Below are 18,975 nucleotides of genomic sequence, written 5' to 3'. Positions count from 1 at the left end.
CACAGGGCGGACATACGTCCTGATCACCCCACCGACGCACGCTCGCGGTCATGAGCCTGCTCGCCGCCGACCCGAACGAACGGCACTCTCGCGCACATAGACGGAGCGAGAGTGCCGCTCGCTCGGACGAGGGTCGCGGCGGACGGTGGTATCCGCTGCTCCTCGCGGCCCTGCTGGTCGGCACGGGCGCCCTCTACCTGATCGGGCTGTCGGCGAGCGGGTGGGGCAACGCCTTCTACGCCGCGGCCGCGCAGGCCGGCGGGCAGAGCTGGACGGCGTGGTTCTTCGGCGCCTCGGACGCCCCGGCGTCGATCATGGTGGACAAGCCGCCGGCCTCGCTGTGGGTGCTGGGGCTGTCGGTGCGGCTGTTCGGGCTGTCGTCGTGGTCGGTGCTGGTGCCGCAGGCGATCATGGGCGTCGGCGCGGTGGCGCTCCTGACGGCGGCCGTGCGCCGGTGGTCGGGTCCGGTCGCGGGGCTGCTCGCGGGGCTGGCCTTCGCGCTCACACCGGTCGCGGTGCTGATGTTCCGGTTCGACAACCCCGACGCCCTGCTCTGCCTGCTGCTCGTGGCGGCCGCCTACGCCACCGTGCGGTCGGTGGACGCGGCGACGCTGCGGGCGTCCACCTGGTGGCTGGTGCTCGCGGCCGCCTGCGTCGGCACGGGCTTCCTGACGAAGTCGCTGCAGGCCTTCCTCATCCTGCCCGCCCTGGCCGCGGTGCACCTGGTGGCGGGGCCGGAGACGTGGCGTCGTCGCCTGTTCGCCCTCCTGCCCGCCGGCGCGGCGCTGCTGGTCTCGGCCGGCTGGTGGGTCGCGGTGGTCGAGCTCTGGCCCGCCTCCGCCCGGCCGTACGTGGGCGGGTCGCAGGACGACAGCGTGCTGTCGCTGGCCTTCGGCTACAACGGCGTCGGACGGCTCACCGGGAACGAGACCGGCCAGCTCGGCGGCGGGGGCGGCTTCCCCGGCGGCGGTGGTGGTGGCGGCGCGACCTCGACCGACTCCTGGTCGGCCCTGCTGACCGGGTCGATGGCGAACCAGGTGTCGTGGCTGCTGCCGCTCGCGCTGGTCCTCGGGGTGGCGCTGCTCGTGTGGGTCGGCCGGGCGGGACGCACCGACCGCCGGCGCGCCGCGGTCCTGCTCTGGGGCGGGTCGCTGCTGGTCACCGGGGCCGTCCTCAGCCTGGCGGCCGGGATCATCCACCCCTACTACGCGGTGGCGCTCGCGCCGTGGATCGCGGCGCTGGCGGCGGTCGGCGTCGTCGAGGCGTGGCGGCTGCGGGCGCGGTGGACGCTCGCCGCGGCCCTCGCGGTGACCACGGTGTGGTCCTGGTACCTGCTGCGTCAGACGCCGACGTTCGTGCCGTGGCTGCGCGCGGTGGTGCTCGTGGCGGGCGCTCTCGCGGTCGTCGGGGTGCTCCTCGCCGGTCGCCGCGTGCTGCTCCGCGGGGTCGTCGTCGCCGCGGCGATCGCGGCTCTCGGTGGTCCCGCCGCCTACGCCGGGGTCACGGCCGCGACCGCGCACACCGAGATCATCCCGACGGCGGGTCCCTCCTCCGGTTTCGGCGGCCCGGGCGGCTCCGGTCCGGGCCGGGGCGGTCCGGGCCAGGGCGGTCCGGGCCAGGGCGGTCCGGGCCAGGGCGGTCCGGGCCGGCCGCCCGGCGCCCTCCCCGGCGGCAGCAACGCGTCGTTGCTGTCACCCCGTGACAGCAACGACGCTTCGCTGCCAGGTGGGAGTGGGAGCGGACCCGGGCGCGGTGGACCCGGCGGCGCCATGCAGCTGCTGCGCGCCTCCGAGCCGTCGGCGGAGCTGACCGCGTTCCTGCAGGCCGGCGCGGCGGGCCACACCTGGGTGGCGGCGACGGTCGGGTCGATGCCGGCGGCCGGCTACCAGCTCGCGAGCGGATCGCCCGTGATGCCGCTCGGCGGCTTCAACGGCACCGACCCCTCCCCCACGCTGGCGGCCTTCCAGCAGCTCGTGGCCACCGGGCAGGTGCACTACTTCCTGGGCGAGGGCCTCACGTCGGTCCCCGACACCGGCGGCTCCGACACGACCGTGCAGATCACGGCGTGGGTGAAGGCGCACTACACGCCGACCACCGTGGGCGGCACGGTCGTGTACGACCTGACCCACCCGTCGTCGTGATCAGCAGACCCTCAGCGGGCTCCCCGGCCCCTGTGGCGCCCGCTGAGGGTCCGTTGATCACTCCGGCCGGCGCGTCAGCGCGAGCCCATGACCCGCGTCAGCGTGATCTCGAGGACCACGCGGCGCGGGTTCTCCCGCGGCGTCCGGTAGCGCGCGGCGTAGCGGGCCTCGGCGTCGGCGACCGACGCCGGGTCGTCGCGGACCACCGCGAGGCCCTCCAACGTCGACCATCGGGCGCGGTCGACCTGGCTGACCGCCACGCGCGCGCCGCCGTCGCCCCCGAGCCGGACGTGCGCGGCCTTGCGGCTGGGCCCGGAGGTGATGATGCGGGCGGTCGCGGTGTCGAGGTCGAGCGTGCAGCCGACGGGCACCACGTGCGGGCTGCCGTCGCGGCGCAGCGTGGTGAGGGTGCACAGGTGGTATTCGCGCCAGAACTCGGCGAACTCCTCGCCGCGGGCGTGCAGGTCGGCCGGGGTGACGCTCATGGGGAGATCATCCCCGGCCGCCGAACCAGTCCATCGCCTGGTGCACGACGGGCAGGAGCACGGTGCGCGGCGTCAGCCGCCCCGACAGCGCGCTCAGTTGGTTGACCAGCCCGGGGACGACGCTGCGGTGCCCGGCCGCCATGGCCACGACCCCCGCCTCGGCGACGTCCGCGGCCTCGCCGACGGTGAAGCCGGGCGCCCGGTCGAACGCCTCGGTGCCGGCGGCGTCGGCGAACCCGGTGCGGGTCAGGCCGGGGCTGAGCGTCGTGAGCGTGACGCCGGTGCCCGCCAGTTCGGTGTGCACCGCCTCGGAGAACGACTGCACGAACGCCTTGCTCGCCGCGTAGCTCGCCACGCCCGGCAGCGGCTGGAACGCGGTGATCGACGAGACGTTGAGGATCGCCCCGGACCGGCCGGTCGCCCGCGACCGCCGCGCGAGGGCCTGCACGGCGGCGACGGTGAGATCGTGCAGCGCGAGCACGTTCACGCGGATCAGGCCGTCGAGCTCGTCGGGATCCTGGTCGACGACGCGGCCGGTCGCCCCGAAGCCGGCGGCGTTGACGAGCCCGACGATGCGATCGTCGCGCCGCAGGAGGTCGCGGACGCCGGCGCGGGCGGTGTCGTCGCCGAGGTCGGCGGCGTGGACCTCGCTGGGGAGCCCGCTGCGGTCGCGGAGCTCGGCGGCCAGCTCGGTCAGCGCGTCCTCACGCCGGGCGACCAGCAGCGTGGGATAGCCGCGGGTCGCGAGGGCGCGGGCCGTCTCGGCGCCGATCCCGGAGGAGGCGCCGGTGACGAGGACGTGGGCATCGGGACCGGGAGGCGGCAGCGGCACCCCGGCCCTGTACCCGATCGACGCTCACCACGACCAGAGTCGCGACCACCAGCTCTCGGTCCCCGACGTGTCCGTCGGCTCGGTCCCGGTGACGGCGGCCGACGTCTCGTACTCGAACGACTGCCCGTCCGAGGACTGCGCGGAGTACACCGTCTTCTCCTCGCCGTCGGAGGAGGTGACGCTGCGCTTGGTGACGCTGTTGCCCTCGCCGTCCGAGGTGGTCGTCTCCTTCACCGTGGAGCCGTCGGAGTCCTTGGAGGTGCTCGACCGGACCGACGAGCTCGACGACCGCGAGGTCGGCTTCTGGCTCGAGGACTTCTGGCTCGAGGACCTCTCGCTCGATGGCTTTGACGCCGTGCTGCTCGACGGCTTCGACGCCGTGCTGCTCGACCGCGACGACGAGGGCGCCCGGGTGCTCGTCGCGTCCTCGTCGGTCGACTCGCGGGTGGTGGTGACCTCGACGCTCGAGGAGTCGGCCGAGCGCGTGGTGGTCTGCACCGTGCGGGAGCGGCTGGTCGGGTCGGTCTGCGTCGAGCGGGTGGTGACCGCGCCGCTGCTCGGATCGACGCTGCGGCTGCGGGTGGTGGTCACCCCGGTCGTCGGGTCGGTGGCCGTCGTCTCGGGTTCGTCCGCGGCGGACGGGGCCGCGCTGGTGGTGGCCGTCCCGGGCACCTGCGCGCGGGTGCCCGTCGGGTCCGCACCCGACGTCCCGGTGGTGCCCGTGCGGGCGGCCGGACCCGTCGTCGTCGTGATGGCCTCCGACGAGCCGGGCGGGGCGTCGGTGGCCGCCGACCCCAGGGTCGGGATCGGCCAGCCCTCGGGCAGCGCGCCGGTGGCGGCGCCGCCCGCGGGGGTGCGGGTGGGGGTCAGGGTGGAGCCGGTGCCGGTGGAGGTGGCCTCGCCCGGGAGGTCGGCCGACGTGGTCGCCGACGACGACGGGGCGTCCGAGCTGCTCGGGCCCAGCATCGGGATCGGCCAGCCCGCCGGGGCGACGGCGGGCAGCGCCGCGGTGCGCGGAGCGGTCGCGGTGCCGGCGCCCCTCTCGGCACGCTTCTCCGCACCCTGGCCGCCGTTCCCGGCGGGCTTCTCGGCCGGCTTGTCGGCGGGCTCACGGGCGGGCTCACGGGCGGGCTCGTCGGCCCGGCCGGGTCCGTCGCCGCCCTGCGGCGTCCGGGCGCGGGCCTCGTCGCGTTGCCGGGTCTGCTCCGGCGGACCGCCGAGCACCCGACCGGGGAGGTCGAGCAGCCCGGGCTGGTCGGGCGTCGCCGCGGGAGCGGCCGGAGCTGCGGGAGCGGCCGGGGCCGCCGGAGCCGCCGGAGCCGGGGGCGATGCGGGAGCCGCCGGGGCGGCGGGAGACGCCGGCGCGGGCACGAGCGGCGCCGCCGGAGCGGCCTGGGTGGACCGGGCCGACGACCCGGACGGGGCGGGCGAGGAGGCGCCGCCCGGGACGATGGGCTCGAGCGGCGGATCCCACCCGGCCGGCGTGCTCGTGGCGGGCGGCGGGGCGCTGCCCTGCGACCGCGCGCCCGGCAGCGGGATGGGCGTGAGGGGCGGCGCGAGCGAGTCGTCGGGGTCGGCGGAGCCGGAGCCGTCGGAGGCCCCGGGGACGCCGAGACCCGGAGCCGGGTCTCGGGCGACCTCCGAGCGGGAGCCCGTCCCGCCGCCGTACCCGTCGTCGGCCGAGGTGGTCTCGGGCACGAGCGTGCGCGACGTGCCCGCCGTGCCCGCGGCCTGCTCGCTCGGCCCGGGCGGTGCGACGACCGTGCGGCCGACCCCGAGGGCCGCCGCGGCGACCGCCACCGCGAAGAGTCCCGTGACGGCCGTGCTGCGGGCCGACCACCGCGGCCACCTCTGCTGCCGCCGCCGACCCGTCTCCCATCCTCCCCGGGAGCCCGAAGGCATACGTCTCCTGCTTTCTCCCCGACCCGCCTCTCCCGATCCCGCCAGATCGGAAGATCTCGGACAGTACGCGTCCGATAGGTCTCACGTCAGCCGTTTCGTGCATCGCACGCCCCCGGTTACGGGCACGATGGAGGGTGTGGGTGCACAGCGAACGGTGCAGGCGCACGGACGTGCGTCGAGCCCGGCGCACCCCTCACCCGAACAGGTGAAGGTCAGCCCCCGGTTGGAGCTGGACCTCGCGGTGGTCGCGGATGCGTTCGCAACCTTCCGTGACGCGTTCCCGGGCGTCGAGCCTGCTTACGCCATCAAGGCGAACCCGCATCCCGAGGTGCTCGCACTGCTCGCGGGCCTCGGGGTGAGCGCCGACCTCGCGAGCGTCGGCGAACTCGACGCCTGCCTGCTCGCCGGGATCGAGCCCCGGCGGATGACGTGGGGCAACCCCGTCAAGAAGGCCTCCGACGTCCGGGCGGCCGTCGCGGCCGGCGTCGCGCGGTTCACCACCGACTCCGCCGCCGACGTCGACCTGCTCGCCCGGGAGGCCCCCGGCGCGGCGGTCACGGTGCGGCTGGCCGTCGACGACGACGGCTCCGCCACGCCCTTCGCCGGCAAGTTCGGCGTGCCCCCCGACGAGGCCGCGGCCCTGCTGCGGCGCGCCGACGCCGCCGGCCTGCGCGCCCACGGCCTCGGTTTCCACCCCGGCTCGCAGCAGACCGACCCGTCGTCGTGGCGGCGCGGGATCGCCTCCGCCCGCCGCGCGGCCGGGCTCGCCGGCCTCCCCGTCGGTGAGCTCAACCTGGGCGGGGGCTTCCCGACGACGCACGCCGCGGGTCCCGTGCCCGCGCTGCCGGACATCGCGGCCGCGATCGACGCCGAGCTCGGACACTGGCGGCCGCACCTGGTCGCGGAGCCGGGCCGGGCGCTGGTGGCGGACGCGGGCGTGCTGGTCGCCGAGGTCGTCCTCGTGACCGAGCGCGCCGGCCGCCGGTGGATCTACCTCGACGTCGGCCGCTACCAGGGGCTCGCCGAGACCGAGGGCGAGATGATCGTCTACCGGCTCCGCTGCCCCGGGCACCCCGCGAACGCACCGCGCGGCCCCGTGGTGCTGGCCGGGCCGACCTGCGACGGCGACGACGTGCTGTACCGGCGCGCGGACGTCCGGCTGCCGCTCGATCTCGCGCCCGGCGACGTCGTCGAGTTCCTCGGCGCCGGCGCCTACACCTCCAGTTACGCGTCGGTCGGTTTCAACGGGCTACCCCCGCTGCCGACCGTGATCGTGCCGACCTCCGACCCCCGAGAGGACCCCTGATTGACGACCTCCGCCGTGACCCCGGCCGTCCCCGCACCCTCCTTCGCGGGACGCCACGTGCTCGCCGAGCTGCGCGGGGTGTCCGCCGCGCTGCTCGGTGACGACGCCGCTGTCACCCGAGCCCTGCGGACCGCCCTCGACGCCGGCGGGGCCACCGTCCTCGACGTCGTGGCCCACCGCTTCGAACCCCAGGGCACGACGGTCCTCGCGCTGCTCGCCGAGTCCCATGCCTCGGTCCACGCCTATCCCGAGGCGGGCGCCGCGTTCGTCGACGTCTTCACCTGCGGCGAGCACGCCGATCCGGAACGGATCGTCGAGGTGCTCGGCCGGGAGGTCGGCGCCGTCGAGGTGCGCGCGCAGATCGTCGCGCGCGGGGCCGGGCTGGCACCGGACGTCGTCGGGCAGCGCGAGGTCGACGAGCCGCTCGCGGAGGGCATGCGCCGGCGCTGGCGGATCGACGAGGTCCTCTTCCGCGGTCGGACCGAGTGGCAGGACATGATCGTCGCGCGGACCGCGCAGGGGATCTCGCTGTTCTGCGACGGCGAGCGGCAGTCCACCGAGCAGACGCAGCTCGTCTACCACGAGGCCCTCGCGGTGCCGCCGCTGCTGCTCGCGGACCGGCTCGACCGGGTGCTGGTCGTGGGCTCGTCGGAGGGTGTCGTCTCGCAGCTGGCCGTGGCCGCCGGGGCGTCGCTGGTCGACCACGTCGACATCGACACCGAGTGCGTCCGCCGGTGCGCGGAGCTGCTGCCCTACGGCTACTCGACGACGGAGCTCACCGCGGCCGAGGCGCACGAGGGTCCGGTCCGGGTGCACTACGGCGACGGGTGGGAGTTCCTCGCCGCGGCCGCCGAGCGCGGCGACCGGTACGACGTGGTCATCGTCGATCTGCCCGACGAGCCGGTCGAGGTCGACGACCCCGCCCAGCACGCCCGGCTCTACGGGACGCCGTTCCTGGAGCGGTGCGCGGCCGTCCTGGCCCCGGGCGGTGTGGTCAACACGCAGGCCGGCTGTCCGACGGTGTGGCGCAACGACACGTTGAAGCGCATGTCGGCCCGGTTCTCGTCGGTGTTCCCGACGGTGCTGCCCTACTGCTCGGACGAGCACGAGTGGGCGTACCTCACCGGGCGTCTCGACGTGGTGGAGGACCCGGTGGCGCTCGCCGCGTCGCGAATGTCGCGGTTCCCGACGCTGACGTCGATCGACGCCGAGGCGCTCCTGCGCGGGTCGATCCTGCCGTTCGCGGTCCGGCACTGAGGCTCCGACCTCGTCGTGATCGACGAGCACCTGCGGTGCCCGGACCGGCCCCGGGACCACCGCAGGTGCTCGCTCGCGCCACCGACCCACCGCACCCACCATGGGGAACGGCAGCCGTCAGCCCCGCGCGCCCGCGAGCCCCTCGGCCAGACGCGGCGGCACCGGCACCTTGGTGAAGGCCGTCGAGTCGACGCACACGTGCACCAGCCGCACGGTCACGGCGTCCTCCCAGCCGTCGTCGCCCCGTCGCCGGACGACCACCCGGGACGCCAGCGACGTCGTCCCGACCTTCTCGTTCGTGACGACGAGCGAGACCTCGTCGCCCCAGCGCACGGACGTGGCGTAGTCCAGCGACGCGTGCACGACCTGGATGTCCACGCCGTCGGCGATCATCTCCGGGTACGCGTAGCCGACCGAGGCCAGGAAACCGGTCATCGCCTCGTCGCACCAGGTCAGGTAGTGGCCGAAGAAGACCACGTTCTGCTGGTCGATCTCGGCGTACCGGGGGACGACCGGGAACGCGAAGCTCACGACCGCAGCCCGAGCGACTCGTCCGAGAACTCGCCGTCGGGGGTGCCCTCGCCGGTCGGGCGCAGCTCGTTCTCCCGCCCGCGCAGCTCGACCCGCCGGATCTTGCCGGAGATCGTCTTGGGCAGCTCCGCGAACTCCAGGCGCCGCACGCGCTTGTAGGCGGGCAGGTGCTCGCGGCAGTACTCGAGGATCGAGCGGGCCGTCGACTCGTCGGGCGAGAACCCGCGCGCGAGCACCACGTAGGCCTTCGGGACAGCGAGCCGGAGCGGGTCCGGCGAGGGGACGACGGCCGCCTCGGCGACCGCGTCGTGCTCGATGAGCACGCTCTCAAGCTCGAACGGGGAGATGCGGTAGTCGGAGGCCTTGAACACGTCGTCGGAGCGGCCGACGTAGGTGATGTAGCCGTCCGCGTCGCGGGCCCCGACGTCACCGGTGTGGTAGTAGCCGCCGCGCATGACCTCGGCGTTGCGCTCGTCGTCGTCTGCGTACCCGACCATCAGCCCGACCGGGCGCTTCGAGAGGTCGACGCAGATCTCGCCCTCCTCGCCGACCGCGCCGGACACCGGGTCGACCAGGGCGATCTCGAAGCCCGGCAGCGGGCGGCCCATGGAACCGTCCTTGACCGGCTGTCCGGGCGTGTTCGCGATCTGCAGCGACGACTCGGTCTGACCGAACCCGTCGCGGATCGTCAGCCCCCAGGCCTCGCGCACCTGCTCGATGACCTCGGCGTTCAGCGGCTCGCCGGCGCCGACGAGCTCGCGCATCGGCACCGTCCACGCCTTCAGGTCGGCCTGGATGAGCATCCGCCACACCGTCGGGGGCGCGCAGAACGTGGTGACCCCGTGGTCGACCAGCACGCGCAGCATCGCGTCCGCGTCGAAGCGCGAGTAGTTGTAGATGAAGATCGTCGCCTCGGCGCACCACGGCGCGAAGACGTTCGACCAGGCGTGCTTGGCCCAGCCCGGGGAGGCCACGTTGCAGTGCACGTCGCCGGGCTGCAGGCCGATCCAGTACATCGTCGAGAGGTGCCCGACGGGGTAGGAGACGTGCGTGTGCTGCACCAGCTTGGGCTTCGAGGTGGTGCCCGAGGTGAAGTACAGGAGCAGGGTGTCGTCGGCGCGCGTCGGACCGTCCGGCTCGAACTCCGCCGACTCCGAGGACGCCGACGCGAAGTCCTGCCAACCCTCCGGAACGGACGCGCCGACGGCGATCCGCGTGTAGTCGCCGGGCACGTCGGCGAACTTGTCGACGTCGGCGTCGCGGACCACGACGTGCGCGGCGGCGCCCCGGTCGATGCGGTCGCGCAGGTCCGCCGCGCCCAGCATCGGCGTCGAGGGGATGAGCACGGCGCCGAGCTTCATCGCGGCGAGAATCGTGTCCCACAGCTCGACCTGGTTGGCCAGCATGAGGATCATCCGGTCGCCGCGGCGGACGCCGAGGGAGCGCAGCCAGTTCGCGGTGCGGTTGGACCGGGCGGTCATGTCAGCGAAGGAGTACTTCGCCTCGGAGCCGTCCTGCTCGACGATCCAGAGCGCGGCCCGGTCCTTCGACGAGGGGTCGCGGCCGATCGCGTCGAAGTGCTCCAGCGCCCAGTTGAACTCGTCGAGCTGCGGCCACGCGAAGTCGCGGCGGGCGGAGTCGTAGTCGGTCTGTCGCTCGACGAGCAGGTCACGCGCGGCACGGAAGGCCTGCGCGGCGGGAGTCAGTGGCGACGACGACGGCACGACGAGGACCTCCGGGAACGACGACGGGCGGGTGCTGCGAGGTTCCTATCACCTCGCGGCACCCGCCCACAGCCGTACGAGTGGCTACTTGAACAGCTTGCGCAGCACCAGCAGCCCGATCAACGTGCCCGCCGCGATGACGGCGTACTTGATCTTCGGGTCCGCCCACTTCTCGGCGGCCATCTCCTTGCCCTGGTCGGCGAGACGCTGCGGGTTGGCCCGCTCGGAGAGCTCGTCCAGCGCCCCGGCGAGCGCCTCGCGAGCCTGCTCGATCTCTCGCTCGATGGTGTCCGGGTCGCGTGCCACGGAGCCTCCCTCGTCCTTCTCGGTACGTGCTCTTCGGCACCTCGGGTGCCGCCATCGTGGCGGCATCGTGTCGCCCTCGCGCGCCGACCCCGGGGACGACGCGCCGCACGGTGGCCGACGACATGTGAGCGGTATCGTGCCCGCCCGTGGCTGCCGATAACCGCCTGACCCCGGGTGACGTCGCCCCGGACTTCTCGCTGCCCTCCGACACGGGCGAGACGGTCTCCCTGGCCGACTACCGCGGCCGCCGCGTCGTCGTCTACTTCTACCCGGCCGCGAACACGCCCGGCTGCACCAAGGAGGCGTGCGACTTCACCGACAACCTGGCGACCCTCGACGACGCCGGGATCGACGTCGTGGGCATCTCCCCGGACAAGCCGGAGAAGCTCGCGAAGTTCCGCGCCGACCAGGGGCTGACGTTCCCGCTGCTGGCGGACGTCGAAAAGACGGTCATGCCCGCCTGGGGCGCCTGGGGCGAGAAGACGATGTACGGCCGCACCTCGGTGGGCGTCATCCGCTCGACCTTCGTGGTCGACGCGGAGGGCAAGGTCGAGATCGCCCAGTACGGGGTGAAGGCGACCGGCCACGTGGGTCGGCTGCTGCGCGATCTGAAGCTGTGAGTGCCGGCGATGGGATTCGAACCCACACTGTGCGACCCCTAAAATCGCCCTCTCTGCCACTTGGAGTACGCCGGCCTGCCGTTCGGACTAACACTCCCCGACGGCGGATGCGGTCACTGTAGGCGCTCGCGCTCCTGTCGCGGGCTACCACCTCGGCCGCCCCACCTCGTCGTTGTGATTCACGACGACAAGGCACCCCGGGTCGGTGAGGAAACCGCGACAAGGTGCCCCACGGGTCGTCGGGAAGCCCTCAGAGATACGACCGGATCGCCTCCGCCATCTCCGGCGCCGCCTCGATCGGCGTGAAGTGCCCGACGTCGTCGAGCACCCGGACGTCCGCCCGCGGCAGCAGGTCCGGCACGGCCGAGGCGAACCTGGACGGGAAGATCGGGTCCTGCGCGCCCCAGATCACCGTGGCCGGCACGTCGAGCGGCGGCGGGAACTCCGTGACACCGCGCAGCCCCAGCGCCGTGTACAGCGACGACGACCCCGACCGGTACCAGTTCACCGACGCCGTGAACGCGCCCGGCCGCGAGTAGTCCTCGACGAGCTGCTCGTCGACGACCGCCTCCGGCCGCGCACCCCAGTGCGACCAGAAGTGCTCCAGATAGGTGCGGACGGCGGCCGGGTTCGAGTCGATCAGCCGACGGGCCAGTTCGAGCTGGTGGAAGTCCTGGTACCAGAACTCCGGCCGGTACTCGTCGGACAGCACCGCCTCCACCGTCACCGACGGCGCCAGCGTGTTACCCAGGACGAGAGCCCGGACGCGGTCGGGGAACTCCCGCGCGTACGCGACCGCCGTCGTGATGCCGACGTCGTAGCCCACGACGACGGCCGGGGCCAGGTCCAGCTCCCCGAGCGCCGCCACCAGGTGCGCGCGATCGAAGTCCGACGGCGGCCGCAGCTCGTCGCCCGGGGTGAAGGACCGCCCGAACCCCGGGAGGTGCGGGACGACGACCTCGGCCACGTCCACCAGCAGCGGCGTCAGCAGCCGGTAGTCCGACACCCCGCCCGGCCATCCGTGCAGGCAGAGCACCGGGGCACCGCTACCGCTCCGTTCCACCGCCAGCATCGAGAACGACCTCCAGCACGCGGAACCCCGCGTTCGACGACAGTCTCGACACCCTGTACCCCTGATCGCCCAGCCAGCGCGCCAGCGAGTCGGAGCCGAGGTTCTTCGCGACGACGAGGCGGCTGGGTCCGTCGACCCGCGGCAGCCACTGCAGGAGCAGGTCGTGCAGCGCGGTCTTCCCGCCCCGGATCGGCGGGTTGGACCACATCCCGGCGAAGCGGACGTCGTCGGGGACCTCGTCGGGACGGCAGGCCCGGATGTTCCCGAGGCCCGCGGCCCGAGCGTTCTGCTCGACGAGCCCGAGCGCGCGGGTGTTCACGTCCACCGCCCACACGGTCGACCGACGCCGGATCGTCGCGAGCCACAGCGCGATGGGCCCCCACCCGCAGCCGAGGTCGAGCAGGTCGCCGCCGCGCTCCGGCTCCGGGGCGTGCTCGAGCAGCACCCGCGTGCCCTTGTCGAGGCGCCCGCGCGCGAACACCCCGGAGTCGGTCGTGACCGACAACGACAGGCCCCGCACGTCCAACCGCGCCGGTTCGGGCGCCGACGGGGTGGCCGGCTCCTCGGCGAAGTACTGCTGGTTCACGACGTCACGAGGTCGAGCCCCGCTGCGCTGCGTCTCCCACGAGCTTCCGCAGCTCGGGCGCCAGCGCCCGGAACGCCCGCGCGCGGTGGGACACCGCGTTCTTCTCCTCGGGCGACATCTCCGCGGAGGTGCGAGACCCGCCCTCGGGGACGAAGGCCGGGTCGTAGCCGAAGCCGTTGACGCCGCGCGAGGTGCGGATGAGCCGCCCGGGCCAGCGTTCGGTCACGACGACCTCGCGGCCGTCCGGGTGCACCGCCGCCGCCGCGCAGACGAAGGCGGCGCCGCGGCGCTCCTCGGGGACGTCGGCCATCTGGTCGAGCACGAGCGCGAGGTTCTTCGCGTCCTTCTCCCGGCGGTCGCCGGTCGAGCCCGACCAGCGCGCCGAGAGCACACCCGGCATGCCGTTCAGGGCGTCGACGGCGAGCCCGGAGTCGTCGGCGACGGCGAGCATGCCCGTCGCCGCGCACGCGTCGCGGGCCTTGGCCAGCGAGTTCTCCGCGAACGTCGCGCCGGTCTCGGGTGCCTCCGGGAACTCGGGGACCTCGTTCAGCCCGATCACCTCGAGGCCGAAGCCGGACACGATCTCGCGGAGCTCGACGAGCTTGGCGTCGTTGCGGGTGGCGAGCAGGACCTGCATCAGGGCAGCTCCCCCGGGTAGGGCTCGGCGAGCGCGGCGGCCTGGGCCTCGGTGAGCTTCGCGATGCCGGCGAGCGCCGAGTCGAGCATCGCGTCGAGGGTGGCGCGGGTGTAGGTCGCGCCCTCGCCGGTGCCCTGGACCTCGACGAGCGTGCCGGCGTCGGTGGCGACGACGTTCATGTCGACCTCCGCGCGCGAGTCCTCCTCGTAGGGCAGGTCGAGCCGCACCCGTCCGTCGACCACGCCGACCGAGACCGCGGCGATGGAGCACGACAGCGGGTTCGGGTCGGCCAGCTTCTTCTTCGCGCCGAGCCAGGTCACGGCGTCGGCGAGCGCCACGTAGGCGCCCGTGATCGCCGCGGTGCGGGTGCCGCCGTCGGCCTGGAGCACGTCGCAGTCGAGCTGGATGGTGTTCTCGCCGAGCGCCTTCAGGTCGATCGCCGCCCGCAGCGAGCGCCCGACGAGCCGGCTGATCTCGTGCGTGCGCCCGCCGACCCGGCCCTTGACCGACTCGCGGTCGGAGCGGGTGTGGGTCGCCGAGGGCAGCATCGCGTACTCGGCGGTGAGCCAACCGAGCCCGGAGTCGCGCCGCCAGCGCGGGACGCCCTCGGTGACGCTCGCCGCGCAGAGCACGCGGGTGTTGCCGAAGGACACCAGCACCGACCCGGCCGGGTGCTGCTGGAACCCCCGGCGGATCTCGATGGGGCGGAGTTCGTCGTCGGACCTGCCGTCACTGCGTGCCACGGTCGCCCACCCTAGGAGGCGCCGTTCCGGGGCGACGTCGTCGGACCCCCCGGTTAGCGTGCAGGACGTGCCCCGGGATCGCCTCGTCCTGCTCGTCGCGTGCCTCGCGCAGTTCATGGTCGTGCTCGACGTGTCGATCGTGAATGTCGCGCTGCCCGCGATGCGCGAGGCGCTGGGCTTCTCCGCGGTGGGCCTGCAGTGGGTGGTCAGCGCCTACACGCTGGCGTTCGCCGGGTTCCTGCTGCTCGGCGGCCGCGCGGCGGACCTCTTCGGGCGGCGGCGGATGTTCCTCGCCGGGCTCGTGCTGTTCGGGACCGCGTCGCTGGTCGGCGGGCTGGCCGACTCGCAGGGGCTCGTCCTCGCCGCCCGGGCTGCGCAGGGCCTCGGCGGTGCGGTGCTCTCCCCCGCCACCCTGACGATCCTCACGACGACGTTCACCGAGGGCGCCGCCCGCTCGAAGGCGCTCGGGGCGTGGGCCGCCATCGGTGGGGTCGGCGGCGCGGTGGGTGGCATCGCGGGCGGCGTGCTCGTGCACTTCCTCAGCTGGCGCTGGATCTTCCTGGTCAACGTGCCGGTGGTCGTCCTGACGGCGGTGCTGGCGCGGATCGCGGTGTCCGAGACCCGCGCGGACGACCGGCCACGCCTCGACGTCGGGGGCGCCGTGCTCGTCACGGGCGGTCTGGTCGCGTTCGTGCACGGGGTGGTCACCAGCGAGACCGCCGGGTGGTCGGCGCCCCTGACCTGGGGCAGCTTCGTCGTCGCCGGGGTCCTGCTCGCGGGCTTCATGTTCCTCGAGACCCGGATCGCCTCCCCGCTCGTCCCGCTGGGCATCTTCCGGATCCGGTCGGTCAGCGTCGCCAACGGCACGATGGCGCTGATCGCCTCGGCCATGTTCGCGATGTGGTATTTCGTCTCGATCCACATGCAGGGCGTCCTCGGCTTCGACGCCCTCACCGCCGGGCTCGCGTTCCTCCCGCAGTCCGGCTCCATCGTGCTCGGGTCCCAGCTCTCGTCCCGGTTGCTCGGCCGCGTCGGCACCCGCCCCCTGCTCGCGGGCGGGGCCTTCCTGACGGCGGCCGGCTTCGCGTGGTTCGCGCTGCTCACACCGGGGTCGACGTGGGTGGGTGGCGTCCTCGGGCCGGGGGTCGCGGTGGGGCTCGGCATGGGCATCGCGCTGACCCCGCTCGCGGGTGCGGCCACGTCCGGGGTCGACCGCTCCCAGGCCGGGCTGGCGTCGGGCCTGCTCAACACGTCGCGTCAGGTGGGGGGTGCGATCGGGCTCGCCGTGCTGTCCACGCTGGCCACCTCCCGCGCCGACGGCCTCCTCGCGGTGGGCGCCTCCCCGGCCGCGGCGTCGACGGCGGGCACCACGCGCGCCTTCGCGGTGGCGGCGGTGGTCGTCGCGGTCGCCGGGCTCGTCGCGCTGCTGCTCCCCCGGGCACCTCGCACCACGGACGACTCCCCCGCCGGGCTCGTCGACGAGCCGGTCGACGGGGCCCCGGCGCGCTGAGTCCCGGGTGCCGCCCCTCAGATCGTGTAGTGCCCGTCGGGCCGCACGAGCTCGGCCGGGCCGGAGAACTCCGTGCGCGCCTCGGCGAGCAGCTCCGCCCCGTCGTACCAGGCCGGCACGTGGGTGATCAGCAGCCGCTTCACGCCGGCCTCGCGGGCGACCGCCCCGGCCTGCTTCCCGGAGAGGTGCACGCCCGGCGGACGGTCGGGCGAGTCGGTCCAGGTCGCCTCGCAGAGCAGGACGTCGGCGTCGCGGGCGAGCTCGACGAGCGTGTCGCACGGGCCGGTGTCGCCGCTGTAGACCAGCACCCGCCCGTCGTGCTCGAGCCGCACGCCGTAGGCCTCGCAGGGATGGTCGACCGGGGCGCTCGACAGCGCGATGTCCCCGACGCCGGCGGGGCCGTCGGCGAACACGTGGTAGTCGAAGACGTCGGTGAGATCAGTGGCCACCCGTTCGTCCGAGGACGGGGCGTAGGCCACGGCGAGCCGCACCTCGGACTCGCTCGGCCCGTGCAGCGGGAGCACCTTGCCGGGGCCGTCGGGGTGGTAGCGGCGGTGGACGATCAGTCCCGACACGTCCGCGCAGTGGTCGGGGTGCAGGTGCGAGAGGACCACCGCGTCGAGGTCGAACGGGTCCATGTGGCGCTGCATCGTGCCGAAGGTGCCGTTGCCCAGGTCGAGCGCGAGGGTCGTGGAGCGGGTGCGCACGAGGTACCCGGACGCGGGTGAGGTGGGTCCGGCCCCGCTGCCGGAACACCCCAGGACGATCAGTTCCACGCGGGCACCCTACGGCCCGATCGGAGAGGGCGACACTCCTGCGGACGGACGGCCCCGACGATCCGCCGAGGCGACGAGACGCGCGGCCAGGATCCCGGCGAGGGCGCCGAAGAGGTGGGCCTGCCAGGAGACGCCGGGCGTGCCGGGCAGCACGCCCCACAGCACCCCGCCGTAGACGAGGAAGAGCACGACGGCCAGGACGATCTGCCGGCCGGAGCGGGCGAAGAAGCCGCGGAACAGCAGGAACGCCAGCCATCCGAAGATCACGCCGGAGGCCCCGACGGTGACCCCGAACCCGGTCAGCCAGGTGAGGAACCCACCGAGCAACCAGACCAACGCGGTGACGGCGATGAACTGACCGAGCCCGCCCGCCAGCACGAGGAAGCCGAGGACCAGGAACGGCAGGGAGTTCGCGATCAGGTGCGCCCAGCCGGCGTGCAGCAGCGGCGCCCAGAGGATCCCGGAGAGGCCGTCGACCTGACGTGGCGCGATGCCGTCGTAGTCCAGGGAGCCGCGGAAGACGAACTGGTCGACCGCCTCGATGACCCACAGCAGGGCGAGGAAGAGGAGCATCCCGATCGCGGCCCGGGCCGGGCGCGCCGGGATGATGCGGGGCTTCGCGGGGACCGTCGGCGTGCTCACCACTCCGACAGTAGCGACGGAACCTGAGAAATCAGGCCCAGAGCTGGCCCTCGAGCCCCTCCGCGGCCTCCTCCAGCGTGCCGGAGTAGGCGCCGGTCGACAGGTACTTCCACCCGCCGTCGCACACGATCATGACGATGTCGGCCTCGTCGTCGCTGCCCGCGGCCTTCTCGGCCTGGGCGAGCGCGGCGTGCAGGATCCCGCCGGTCGAGATGCCGGCGAAGATGCCCTCCTGCTCGACGAGCTGGCGGGTGCGCCGCAGCGCGTCCTGGGCGCCGACCGAGTACCGACCGGTGAGGATGTCCGGGTCGTAGAGCTCGGGGACGAAGCCCTCGTCCATGTTCCGCAGCCCGTACACGAGCTCTCCGTAGCGGGGCTCGGCTGCGATGATCTGGCAGTCGGGCTTGTGCTCGCGCAGGTAGCGGCCGGTACCGACCAGCGTGCCGGTGGTGCCCAGACCGGCCACGAAGTGCGTGATCGTCGGGACGTCGCGGAGGATCTCCGGGCCCGTGCCCTCGTAGTGCGAGAGCGGGTTCGCCGGGTTCCCGTACTGGTAGAGCATGACCCAGTCCGGGTTCTGCGCCGCGATCTCCTTCGCGGTGGCCACGGCCTGGTTCGAGCCGCCCGCCGCGGGCGAGAAGATGATCCGCGCGCCGTACATCTCGAGCAGCTGGCGCCGCTCGGCCGAGGTGTTCTCCGGCATGACGCAGACCAGCGAGTAGCCCTTGAGCTTGGCGGCCATCGCGAGCGAGATCCCGGTGTTGCCCGAGGTCGGTTCGAGGATCGTGCACCCGGGCGTCAGCAGCCCGTCCTCCTCGGCCTTGGTGATCATCCGCAGGGCCGGGCGGTCCTTGATCGAGCCGGTCGGGTTGCGGTCCTCGAGCTTGGCCCAGAGCCGGACGTGGGGTGCCGGCGAGAACGACGGCAGCCCCACGACGGGGGTGTCGCCCAGGGCGTGGATCAGCGAGTCGTACCGCGCCATCGGGTGCTCCAGAGAAGAGACGACCCCCGGGCCGTGCGGGCCCGGGGAACGGGACTCAGCGTCCGCCGGCCACGGCGGGCAGGATCGTCACGGTGCCGTTGTCCGGGACCTGCGCGTCCAGACCGCCCGCGAAGCGGACGTCCTCGTCGTTGACGTAGACGTTGACGAAGCGGTGCAGCGCGCCGTCGGTCACCAGACGGTCCTTGATGCCGGGGTGGTTGGCATCGAGGTCGGCGATGACCTCCTGCAGCGTCGATCCCTCGGCCTTGACCTGCTTCTCCCCACCGGTGTGGGTGCGCAGGATCGTCGGGATCGAGACGGTGGCGGACACGGCTTTCCTCCAGGAGACGGGTTCGATTGCAGGGAACAGCGTCGCACGACGCCGAGATGTTCCGGGGTCGCTCAGGAACGGTCCGGCACGTCACCCGCGCCGGTGTGGGAGAACATGTAGTTCTCCACGACCTGGACGTCGTCCTCGGCGACCTCGCCGGCCTCGTCGAGCAGGTAGGACCGCAGCTCGTAGGGCGAGTCCGGTCCGGTGATGGCGACGATCACGAAGTGCACGCCGGGCTGCAGGCCCATGTACTCGATGTCCTTGACCGAGGGGTACGCCTCGGGCAGGCCGGAGTCGGTCAGCGGGCGGCGCGGGACGCGGGTGTGCGAGTGGAAGACCACGACGGTCTCCTCGTCGCGCTGCGTCGCCTCCTTGTACACCCGGAACTGCTCGCCGGAGTCGAACCGGTAGTCGCTGCCCTGCGCGTCGGCGTCGTCGGCGTTCGTCATCGGCACGTAGCGCTCGGGCCGGTCGCTCTCCTCCGGGCCCAGCAGCTGACCGCACGCCTCGCGCGGGTGGTCACGGCGGGCGTGCGCGACCATCTCCTCGACGAGGTCCCGACGGATCACGAGCACGGCGACCACCTTAC

20 protein-coding genes and 1 tRNA gene are annotated in these 18,975 nt (G+C 73.7%); 5 read left to right on the top strand and 16 right to left on the bottom strand.

Features of this window, described 5'->3' with window-relative positions; genetic code table 11:
- The first annotated feature begins 50 nt into the window (after positions 1–50).
- Entirely contained in the window at positions 51–2,141 is a 2,091-nt protein-coding gene (locus ACQPYX_RS06295) for a glycosyltransferase family 39 protein (RefSeq protein ID WP_433802042.1), read from the top strand.
- A 74-nt stretch (positions 2,142–2,215) separates the two neighbouring features.
- Here the strand turns inward: ACQPYX_RS06295 and ACQPYX_RS06290 are convergent, their stop codons facing one another.
- The 3 genes from ACQPYX_RS06290 to ACQPYX_RS06280 are packed head-to-tail and all read right to left on the bottom strand — an operon-like array spanning position 2,216 to position 5,258.
- On the bottom strand, positions 2,216–2,626 hold the full coding sequence (locus ACQPYX_RS06290; RefSeq protein ID WP_433802041.1) for a pyridoxamine 5'-phosphate oxidase family protein: 411 nt from the start codon (positions 2,624–2,626) through the stop codon (positions 2,216–2,218).
- Between the two features lie 7 nt (positions 2,627–2,633).
- Positions 2,634–3,458, bottom strand: a complete 825-nt coding sequence (locus tag ACQPYX_RS06285) for an SDR family NAD(P)-dependent oxidoreductase (RefSeq protein ID WP_433802040.1) — start codon at positions 3,456–3,458, stop codon at positions 2,634–2,636.
- 24 nt (positions 3,459–3,482) lie between these two features.
- Complete coding sequence (locus ACQPYX_RS06280; RefSeq protein WP_433802039.1) at positions 3,483–5,258, bottom strand: hypothetical protein; 1,776 nt, start codon at positions 5,256–5,258, stop codon at positions 3,483–3,485.
- A 229-nt stretch (positions 5,259–5,487) separates the two neighbouring features.
- Between ACQPYX_RS06280 and ACQPYX_RS06275 the strand changes: the two genes are divergently transcribed.
- Together ACQPYX_RS06275 and speD are read left to right on the top strand one after the other, a co-directional pair.
- The gene (locus ACQPYX_RS06275; RefSeq protein WP_433802038.1) at positions 5,488–6,666 is read left to right on the top strand and encodes a type III PLP-dependent enzyme; all 1,179 of its coding nucleotides are present in this window, start codon (positions 5,488–5,490) and stop codon (positions 6,664–6,666) included.
- Complete coding sequence (speD, locus tag ACQPYX_RS06270; protein WP_433802037.1) at positions 6,667–7,923, top strand: adenosylmethionine decarboxylase; 1,257 nt, start codon at positions 6,667–6,669, stop codon at positions 7,921–7,923.
- 117 nt (positions 7,924–8,040) lie between these two features.
- On the opposite strand, the gene ACQPYX_RS06265 is transcribed toward speD, so the two are convergent.
- From ACQPYX_RS06265 to ACQPYX_RS06255, 3 genes are all read right to left on the bottom strand, one after another.
- Positions 8,041–8,454 carry an acyl-CoA thioesterase gene (locus ACQPYX_RS06265; protein WP_433802036.1) on the bottom strand — a complete coding sequence of 138 codons (414 nt, stop codon included), beginning with the start codon at positions 8,452–8,454 and terminating at the stop codon, positions 8,041–8,043.
- Entirely contained in the window at positions 8,451–10,178 is a 1,728-nt protein-coding gene (locus tag ACQPYX_RS06260) for an AMP-binding protein (protein ID WP_433802035.1), read from the bottom strand. Before ACQPYX_RS06260 ends, ACQPYX_RS06265 begins: the two co-directional genes overlap by 4 nt.
- A gap of 84 nt (positions 10,179–10,262) precedes the next feature.
- Positions 10,263–10,484 carry a DUF3618 domain-containing protein gene (locus tag ACQPYX_RS06255; protein ID WP_179796856.1) on the bottom strand — a complete coding sequence of 74 codons (222 nt, stop codon included), beginning with the start codon at positions 10,482–10,484 and terminating at the stop codon, positions 10,263–10,265.
- A 146-nt stretch (positions 10,485–10,630) separates the two neighbouring features.
- On the opposite strand from ACQPYX_RS06255, the gene bcp reads away from it, so the two are divergent.
- Entirely contained in the window at positions 10,631–11,104 is a 474-nt protein-coding gene (gene bcp / locus ACQPYX_RS06250) for a thioredoxin-dependent thiol peroxidase (protein WP_433802034.1), read from the top strand.
- 1 nt (position 11,105) lies between these two features.
- Here bcp and ACQPYX_RS06245 read toward each other — a convergent pair.
- The 5 genes from ACQPYX_RS06245 to rph form a co-directional block, all read right to left on the bottom strand.
- A tRNA-Leu gene (locus tag ACQPYX_RS06245) sits at positions 11,106–11,179 on the bottom strand.
- Between the two features lie 175 nt (positions 11,180–11,354).
- Positions 11,355–12,167, bottom strand: coding sequence for an alpha/beta fold hydrolase (locus tag ACQPYX_RS06240; protein WP_433802033.1), 813 nt, complete (start codon positions 12,165–12,167; stop codon positions 11,355–11,357).
- Positions 12,151–12,762, bottom strand: coding sequence for a class I SAM-dependent methyltransferase (locus ACQPYX_RS06235; RefSeq protein ID WP_433802032.1), 612 nt, complete (start codon positions 12,760–12,762; stop codon positions 12,151–12,153). Before ACQPYX_RS06235 ends, ACQPYX_RS06240 begins: the two co-directional genes overlap by 17 nt.
- Before the next feature lie 4 nt (positions 12,763–12,766).
- Positions 12,767–13,399: an RdgB/HAM1 family non-canonical purine NTP pyrophosphatase gene (gene rdgB / locus ACQPYX_RS06230; protein ID WP_433802031.1), complete on the bottom strand. Its 633-nt coding sequence runs from the start codon at positions 13,397–13,399 to the stop codon at positions 12,767–12,769.
- Positions 13,399–14,142, bottom strand: a complete 744-nt coding sequence (gene rph, locus ACQPYX_RS06225; RefSeq protein WP_230751377.1) for a ribonuclease PH — start codon at positions 14,140–14,142, stop codon at positions 13,399–13,401. The genes rdgB and rph overlap by 1 nt, the downstream gene beginning before the upstream one ends.
- A gap of 67 nt (positions 14,143–14,209) precedes the next feature.
- On the opposite strand from rph, the gene ACQPYX_RS06220 reads away from it, so the two are divergent.
- A complete protein-coding gene (locus ACQPYX_RS06220) occupies positions 14,210–15,652 on the top strand; it encodes a DHA2 family efflux MFS transporter permease subunit (RefSeq protein ID WP_433802030.1) in 1,443 nt (480 codons plus the stop codon).
- Between the two features lie 17 nt (positions 15,653–15,669).
- Here the strand turns inward: ACQPYX_RS06220 and ACQPYX_RS06215 are convergent, their stop codons facing one another.
- From ACQPYX_RS06215 to ACQPYX_RS06195, 5 genes are all read right to left on the bottom strand, one after another.
- Positions 15,670–16,428 (bottom strand): MBL fold metallo-hydrolase, encoded by a 759-nt coding sequence (locus tag ACQPYX_RS06215; protein WP_433802029.1) that lies wholly within the window; start codon positions 16,426–16,428, stop codon positions 15,670–15,672.
- A 9-nt stretch (positions 16,429–16,437) separates the two neighbouring features.
- Positions 16,438–17,070, bottom strand: a complete 633-nt coding sequence (locus ACQPYX_RS06210; protein WP_433802028.1) for a rhomboid family intramembrane serine protease — start codon at positions 17,068–17,070, stop codon at positions 16,438–16,440.
- 31 nt (positions 17,071–17,101) lie between these two features.
- On the bottom strand, positions 17,102–18,052 hold the full coding sequence (locus tag ACQPYX_RS06205) for a PLP-dependent cysteine synthase family protein (RefSeq protein WP_230751381.1): 951 nt from the start codon (positions 18,050–18,052) through the stop codon (positions 17,102–17,104).
- 55 nt (positions 18,053–18,107) lie between these two features.
- Entirely contained in the window at positions 18,108–18,383 is a 276-nt protein-coding gene (locus tag ACQPYX_RS06200) for a MoaD/ThiS family protein (protein ID WP_433802027.1), read from the bottom strand.
- A gap of 71 nt (positions 18,384–18,454) precedes the next feature.
- Entirely contained in the window at positions 18,455–18,970 is a 516-nt protein-coding gene (locus ACQPYX_RS06195) for a Mov34/MPN/PAD-1 family protein (RefSeq protein ID WP_433802026.1), read from the bottom strand.
- Positions 18,971–18,975 lie beyond the last annotated feature (5 nt).

Source organism: Actinomycetospora sp. CA-084318 (assembly GCF_050955885.1).
Lineage (GTDB): Bacteria > Actinomycetota > Actinomycetes > Mycobacteriales > Pseudonocardiaceae > Actinomycetospora.
Note: the sequence above shows the minus strand (reverse complement) of the source record. Positions and strands in the feature narration are given on the sequence as shown.